Raw genomic sequence first — 7,066 nt, 5'->3', positions numbered from 1 at the left:
AAGCCTGAACGTTTCTGGCTAGATAGGTGGTTGATCGCCCATGGTTCAACGCTCCCGCTATACCGCGAGGCGTCGAAGCGCTGAGGACTTAAAGCAGATCGGGCGGATCTCAGCAAAGCTCAGCCTTTGGGCAGGCATGCTTTAAGCCCTCAACGTCTCGACGCCTCGCGGTATAGCGGCGCGGTGGAGGCTTGGCCCGTCAACGATCAAAGCAGGGCGTCATCGTTCAAGCTTGTAACTTATGCAATGCCATGAGCTCTTGAGGCCATTTCTTTGGGTTACTTTTCTTTGGGCCAGCAAAGAAAAGTGACTCGGGCCCTTTAGGGACCGAAAGCTCCGAAAGCGCCGCAGGCAATGCCCCAACACCACGACATACCCAGCTGAGGCGAGACGCCAATCAGACCCCGAGGGGGAGCAACACAACCACAACCTTTTCCTGACAGCCCGGCACTCATTTGCATGACGCATCCACGGAAGCCGACGGCCGGTCCACAACATGCAAATTCAACGAGTCCAGTTGCAGCAGCATGGCGATGAGCGCGGCATGCTCATTGCTTTGGAGAAGGATCGCAACGTGTCCTTCGATATCCGGCGCGTGTATTACCTGTTCGCCACCAAGAACGAGGTGCATCGCGGTCAGCATGCGCATCGCCACTTGAACCAGCTGGCGGTGGCGGTGCGCGGCTCGGTTACGTTCTTGCTTGACGATGGCACGGGGCCGGTGGAGGTCGTGCTTGATGATCCTTCGCAAGGTCTCCTATTGGGCAACATGGTGTGGCGCGAGATGTACGACTTCAGCGACGACTGCGTGTTGATGGTGTTGGCCGACCAGTTGTACGACCCCACCGATTACATCACCAACTACGACGAATTCCTGAGTGAGGTGAAAAGCCCCCTGTATCGCGGAGAGTTGGCTGCATGCCAAAACGGCTAGTCCTTATCAGCGCACCAGAGTATGCGCAGCTCGCCTGCGAGCCTTTTCAGTGGAACAGCGATTGCAACGCCTGATATGGACATCCCCTTTCTCAATCTCAAAGACATCAACGCGCGTCACGCCGACGAGCTGAAGGCCGCCGCTGCGCGCGTGATTGACTCGGGCTGGTACATCCTTGGCCAGGAAGTTGCGGCGTTCGAGCGGGAGTTCGCCGACTACTGCGGTGTGCGCCACGCGATCGGAGTGGGCAACGGCCTGGATGCGCTGTCGCTGATCCTGCGCGGCTACAAGGCCTTGGGCGCACTGCACGATGGCGATGAGGTGATCGTGCCTGCCAACACTTTCATTGCCAGCTTTCTCGCCATTACCGAAAGCGGGTTGGTGCCGGTACCCGTGGAGCCCGATCCGGTAAGTTTCAATATCGACCCGATACGTGTCGCAGCGGCGATCGGTCCACGCACGCGCGCGATCATGGCTGTGCATTTGTACGGTCAACTCGCCGACATGGCTGCTTTAACCGAGTTGGCAGAGCGCCATCAATTGCTATTGATCGAGGATGCGGCGCAATCGCATGGCGCGGCAAGCCATGAGCGCAAGGCCGGTGCATGGGGACATGCCGCAGGCTTCAGCTTTTTTCCCGCAAAAAACCTGGGGGCGCTGGGCGATGGCGGCGCGGTCGTCACGAACGACAGCCTGTTGGCCGCGCGCGTCACTGCGCTGCGCAATTACGGCTCGGAAGTGAAGTACCAGCATCTTTACCAAGGCATCAATTCGCGCCTGGACGAACTGCAGGCTGCGTTGTTGCGCGTGAAGCTGAAATACCTCGACGAGGACATTGCAAAACGTCGCCACGTAGCGCGGCGTTATCGCGAAGGCATCAGCCATCCCTTGATCCACCTGCCGGCGGTGGCCGACGAGGCACGGCATGTTTGGCATCTGTTCGTTGTGCGTTGCGCACAGCGGGAAGCTTTGCAACGACATCTGCAGGCGCATGGCGTGCATAGCCAGGTGCACTACCCGACGCCGCCGCATCGCCAGGCGGCGTATCCCGCGTTGCATGAACTGCATTTGCCGTTGACCGAGCAATTGCACGACGAAGTGCTGAGTCTGCCGATCGGGCCGACCTTGCGCGATGAAGACGTGCAGCGAGTGATTGCCGCCTGCCAGACATTCGAGGCCGCGGCATGAGCATCGTGCGCGCCGGCTTCTATTCGACCATCGCCACCGCGGCGCGTCTGCTGGCGGGGTTGGTGATCGTGAAGCTGGTGGCGTGGCTGGCCGGACCAGAAGGGGTGGGCAAGCTCGGCCAATTCATGAGCTTGATGTCATTGCTGGCGGTGCTCGCCGGCGGCGGCATCAGCGCGGGCATCGTGAAATACGTGGCGGAATATCGCCACGATGCGCAACGGCTTTCGCGGCTGCTGGCCGCGGCGCTGTGGTACGCATGCATCGCTTCCGTGTTGATGGGATGTGTGGCGTTATTGATGAGCCGCCAGCTTTCGCTATGGCTGCTGGGCGATACGCATTACGAAAATCTGATCCGCATTCTCGCTGTCGCGCAGCTCGGCATTGCGTTGGCCAATTACATATTGGCCGTGATCAACGGTTTCATGGATGTGCGCCGGCTGGCTTTCATCCAGGTGCTTGGTTCGGTGCTGAGTGTGGTGCTGGCGTTGGGGCTGTCGCGTTGGCTGCATCTGTATGGCGCATTGTTGGCGCTGGTGGCTGGGCAGGTGTTGTTGCTGGTGGTGGGGCTGCCAGCCTGGCGGCGCAGTCCTTATTTCCAGCGCGGGATGTTGCGCATGCATTTCGATCGCGAGATGAGCCTGAAGCTCGCTGCCTTCTCGATCATGACGCTTACCTCGGCATTGCTGTTGCCGCTGATCAACATCGCCGTGCGCAACCATCTGGCGCTGCAGTTTGGCTGGGAGCGGGTAGGTTATTGGCAGGCGGTGAGCAAGGTGTCGGATGCCTACCTGCTGTTCCTCACCACCGCGATCAACATTTATTACCTACCCAAGCTTGCTGCCACACATGATCGCGCATCACTGGCGAACGAGTTGCGCAATGCTTACCGCTATCTGTTGCCGGCTGTTGTCGTCATGGCGCTGTTCGTCTACGCGATGCGCGGGTGGGTGACACGCTTGTTGTTCAGCGCGGACTTTTCATCCGCGAACGCCTTGTACGCGCCGCAACTGCTGGGTGATGTGCTCAAGATTGCATCCTTCATGCTGTCGTATCTGATGCTGGCCAAGGCCATGACGCGGCTGTTTGTGATTTCTGAATGCGTGTTCGCACTGAGCTACTTGGCCTTGGTTTACGTATTCACCGCGTCGTTCGGTTTGATCGGTGCGATGTACGCCTTTGCCGTGAATTACCTGTTCTATCTCGCGTTCAACTTGGTTGTTGCGCGACGCTATTTGGGGGCGCTATGACGACAGCAGCCAAAGTGATGACTACGCCGGCCGCGGCCAAGCCCCTGGTTTCCGTGTTGATCCCGGCCTACAACCACGAGCGCTTCGTGCAGCGTTGCCTGGACAGCGTGCTGGAAGATCCCTATCCGGCCAAGGAGATCGTGGTTATCGACGATGGCTCCACCGACCGCACCGGGGAAAAGATCGCCGAATGGATCAAGGCGCAGGGCCATTTGCTGCGTGTGGAGTACGTGCAGCGCGAAAACCGGGGCATCAGTGCTGCCTGGAACGAGTTGGCGGCACGTGCGCGAGGCGAGTTCCTGCGCCTGTGCGCCAGCGATGACTACCTTTTACCGGGCGGTCTGGAGGCGCAGGTGCGCTATCTGCAAATGCATCCCACCAAGCGGGCGGTGGTTGGCGATTCCATTGTGGTGGACCAGTACGGCAACAAGTTGCACGACAGCGGCATGCGCGATTTGCATCATGCCGACAAGCGTTTGTACAGCAGCGATGAAGGTATCCGCCGGGCGGTGATCAGCCAGTGGGCGATTGGCGGTCCCGTTGCGTTACTACACAAGAGCGCGCTGGAGACCATCGGCCGCTGGACGGAAGGGTTGCGCATCGACGATTGGGATTTCTTCTTGCGCGTGGCCGCGTGTGATGCTCTTGGCTTTATCGACGTGCACGTGGGCGCGTATCGCCTGCATGGCAATAACGTGAGCAAGACGCGGCATACGGCCACGCGTATCGTAAACCTCACTGAATCATGTGAGGTGGCGCGGCGCCGCGCGGATCTGTTCGACGAACCACACCGCACCTTGCTCAAAGCGCAAGCGCATTACATTTGCGCAAAGATCGCGTTCCTGCAGAAGCGCATGTTCGTGCTGGCGTTCCACATGCTGGTGTACCTCGCGTTGCTGGCCGTGTCCAAACTGAGGCTGCCACCTATCGGTACGCTGCTGGAGAAGACATGAGCTGGCTGCTGCGCCTGCCTTCCACCTATCTGGTGCTGCCCGTGCTGCTGGCATGCGGGCTGACGCTGTACAGCTTTGATATGCCGGATGACTATCTGCAGGGCGTGTTGCTGTTGGCGACCGCGTCGCTGGGTGTGCTGCTGATCGACCTTCTGTTCGGTCCGCGGCTGCCACTGATGGTGCAATTTCGCCAGCATCACTATGCCGGTACGCGCGAAGCATTCGTAGCCCTGGCTTATGCAGTAGCGGTCGGGCTTTTCTGTTTGCTCGATCTTGCGCTGTTTCCGATTCCGCTCATTACCAATCCGTCGTCCTACGCCACGATGGAGGGCGGCCACGAGCATATCCGGCATATTTCCGACATGTGCTGGACGTTGCCGCCGATCGGCTTGCTGTGCGCGCGCAATCGCTGGTTGCGCTGGGCGCTGATCACGGTAGGCGTGGTGTTTCCGGTGCTGGTGATCGACCGCAATCGCATTTTCGCGTCGCTGTTTGCACTCGCCATGGTGCTGCTGTTGCGCCGGGGTTTGCATAAGCGTGTGCCTTGGCTGCGCGTGGTCTTTCTGGTGGTGCTGGGCGGTACCGTATTTTCCGTGCTGGGCATGCTGCGTTCGGGTTCGCTGGATACGGTCACTTTGCCTTTCAGCGACGCTTACCGTGATTCACCACAGGGTGTGAAGTGGCTGCTGCTCTATATCAGCGCTGGCCCATACAACTTCGGCGCGATCTTCGCCAAGCACTACACGAACGCTGCATTCCTGGTCAGTCAGTTGATGCCAGGCGCCGGTGCCATTGCCACAGCAGACACGGATATTCCACTGGACGCGCCTAACATCAACGTAGGTACGGAATTCTTTCCGTTCCTGATGGCCTTTGGTCCCATCGGCGCCATGCTTTCGATCATCGGTCTCTACGCGCTGCTGGCGTGGAGCGTACGACGTCTGCAGGCGTCGGTTGCGCTGTTTCCTTTGCTTATTTTTCTGCGCGTTGCGTACGTGTGCCTGATGTCGCCGTTCGCTCCGCAAGCCTACACCTTTACCAACGGCGGCTTTATCGCCGTTTGCCTGGTGCTGCAGGTGCTGGCCGTATGGCTGCCGAACCGTAACGCGCTACCCCATCTTTCAGACGAGCATGCCAACTATGCAACGAGATGAAGTCTATTTGATCGATATGTGGCGCATCCTGCTGCGCGAATGGCGCTGGTTCATGGCTGTGCTGATCGTGGTTCTTGCCGCCACCTTCACCTTCCTGCGCGTGACCAAACCGCAGTGGCAAGCCGACGCCTGGATTCAGATCGGGCAGGTCGGTTTCGTGCCGGCAGGGCAGGATCCCAAGGCCGAACCGTTTGCGCGCGTGATGGAGCGCGTGAAGCTGATCCCGTTCCAGAACGAAACACTAGAGAGCATCGGCATTGGGTCGCGTACACCCGAAGGCGCACTTTATCGCCATAGTCTGAAGATCGAACCGCTGCCTTACGCCGGTCCGCTGATCAAGCTCAGCGTGCGTGCGCATTCGCCGGAGATGGCTCGCAAGCTGGCCGAAGCAACGGTCGAGCGGCTGAGGGACATTCATCGCAGCACGGAAGCCACACAGCTGAATTTCGCACGCGCGCACCTTGCCGAAGTACTGACAGATCTGCAGCAAACCACGGCAGAAAGGGATCATCTGCAACAAGTCGCCACACAGAGCAAGGACAATTTCGCGGGCGTCTTGCTAACCAGCAAGAATGACGAGGTCCGCTCCCTGCAGCAAGCGCGCGCCGATCTTGAGGCGCGCTTGAGCACCACTTACACGTACGACACCTCGCTGATGTGGCCGGTCTACGTCTCGGAAGATCCAGTATTTCCTAATCACTTGCTGATGTGGGGCATGGGGGGCGTGCTGGGCGTGTTCCTGGGAACATTGGCGGCAGTGCGCCGGAATGCGTTGCGGCGGCGTGCTGCAGTTTCCGCCGCTACGTCGCGGATTGCGGCGAAGGAGCTTTCGTAATTCCGGTGTGGGCTGACTGCCCTTCGGGAAAATTCAATGTCGCGGCGCTCCCTCTCCCCTTCGGGGAGAGGGCTGGGGTGAGGGGCCAATCTCGTGCAATAGTTGGTTCTGTGCGAGAAAAAAAGCAAAACTTGCACGTATCAAATGAGTTTCTCGCAAGCTTCGCCCCTCACCCTAACCCTCTCCCCAAAGGGGAGAGGGGACTGGTTTGCGATGTGTTGGAAGCATTGCTAAACGTATTCAGCACCCAAGAGCACTTCATGAGCGACCCGGCCATGATCCACCCGTCCGCCGACGTACAAAGCCCCCACATCGGCGCCCGCACACGGGTGTGGCAGTACGTCGTCATCCTCGAAGGTGCGCGCATCGGCGAGGACGTGAACATCTGCTCCCATTGTTTCATCGAAAACGATGTGGAGGTTGGCAGCCGCTCGACCATCAAGTCCGGTGTGCAGTTGTGGGACGGTATTCGCATCGAGGACGACGTCTTCATCGGCCCCAACGCTACATTCACCAACGATCCGTTCCCGCGCTCGCGAGTGCGACCGGCTGCCTTCCTTCAGACCCGCGTATGCAAGGGCGCCTCGATCGGTGCGAACGCTACGATTTTGCCGGGGATCACCATCGGAGAGAGTGCAATGGTAGGTGCCGGTGCCGTGGTGACCAAATCGGTGCCGCCGTTTGCAATCGTCGTTGGCTCGCCTGCGCGCATCGTCGGCTACGTGGATGCTTCCAGCTCGTAAGGCGGGATATCA

6 protein-coding genes and 1 pseudogene are annotated in these 7,066 nt (G+C 59.4%); all 7 read left to right on the top strand.

Going from position 1 to position 7,066, the window contains the following annotated elements; all coding sequences use genetic code 11:
* Positions 1-496 precede the first annotated feature (496 nt).
* Complete coding sequence (locus QQJ86_RS22580; RefSeq protein WP_284323229.1) at positions 497-934, top strand: sugar 3,4-ketoisomerase; 438 nt, start codon at positions 497-499, stop codon at positions 932-934.
* Positions 935-1,009: 75 nt separating this feature from the next.
* A complete protein-coding gene (locus tag QQJ86_RS22575) occupies positions 1,010-2,122 on the top strand; it encodes a DegT/DnrJ/EryC1/StrS family aminotransferase (protein WP_284323228.1) in 1,113 nt (370 codons plus the stop codon).
* The gene (locus tag QQJ86_RS22570) at positions 2,119-3,369 is read left to right on the top strand and encodes an O-antigen translocase (RefSeq protein WP_284323227.1); all 1,251 of its coding nucleotides are present in this window, start codon (positions 2,119-2,121) and stop codon (positions 3,367-3,369) included. The genes QQJ86_RS22575 and QQJ86_RS22570 overlap by 4 nt, the downstream gene beginning before the upstream one ends.
* 17 nt (positions 3,370-3,386) lie before the next feature.
* On the top strand, positions 3,387-4,322 hold the full coding sequence (locus QQJ86_RS22565) for a glycosyltransferase family 2 protein (protein WP_284323232.1): 936 nt from the start codon (positions 3,387-3,389) through the stop codon (positions 4,320-4,322).
* Positions 4,319-5,476, top strand: coding sequence for a hypothetical protein (locus tag QQJ86_RS22560; protein WP_284323226.1), 1,158 nt, complete (start codon positions 4,319-4,321; stop codon positions 5,474-5,476). The genes QQJ86_RS22565 and QQJ86_RS22560 overlap by 4 nt, the downstream gene beginning before the upstream one ends.
* On the top strand, positions 5,463-6,311 hold the full coding sequence (locus QQJ86_RS22555; protein ID WP_284323225.1) for a Wzz/FepE/Etk N-terminal domain-containing protein: 849 nt from the start codon (positions 5,463-5,465) through the stop codon (positions 6,309-6,311). Before QQJ86_RS22560 ends, QQJ86_RS22555 begins: the two co-directional genes overlap by 14 nt.
* Positions 6,312-6,586: 275 nt before the next feature.
* Positions 6,587-7,051 (top strand): annotated as a pseudogene (locus QQJ86_RS22550) (acyltransferase); the annotation flags it as partial.
* Positions 7,052-7,066: the final 15 nt, after the last annotated feature.

This window comes from Dyella acidisoli, from assembly GCF_030160295.1.
GTDB classification, from domain to species: domain Bacteria; phylum Pseudomonadota; class Gammaproteobacteria; order Xanthomonadales; family Rhodanobacteraceae; genus Dyella_B; species Dyella_B acidisoli.
Note: the sequence above shows the minus strand (reverse complement) of the source record. Positions and strands in the feature narration are given on the sequence as shown.

Bases quoted from the DNA above. Each gene is read 5' to 3' on its own strand.
- QQJ86_RS22575 (WP_284323228.1), top strand. From the start codon at position 1,010: ATGGACATCCCCTTTCTCAATCTCAAAGACATCAACGCGCGTCACGCC.
- QQJ86_RS22580 (WP_284323229.1), top strand. From the start codon at position 497: ATGCAAATTCAACGAGTCCAGTTGCAGCAGCATGGCGATGAGCGCGGC.
- QQJ86_RS22570 (WP_284323227.1), top strand. From the start codon at position 2,119: ATGAGCATCGTGCGCGCCGGCTTCTATTCGACCATCGCCACCGCGGCG.
- QQJ86_RS22555 (WP_284323225.1), top strand. From the start codon at position 5,463: ATGCAACGAGATGAAGTCTATTTGATCGATATGTGGCGCATCCTGCTG.
- QQJ86_RS22565 (WP_284323232.1), top strand. From the start codon at position 3,387: ATGACTACGCCGGCCGCGGCCAAGCCCCTGGTTTCCGTGTTGATCCCG.
- QQJ86_RS22560 (WP_284323226.1), top strand. From the start codon at position 4,319: ATGAGCTGGCTGCTGCGCCTGCCTTCCACCTATCTGGTGCTGCCCGTG.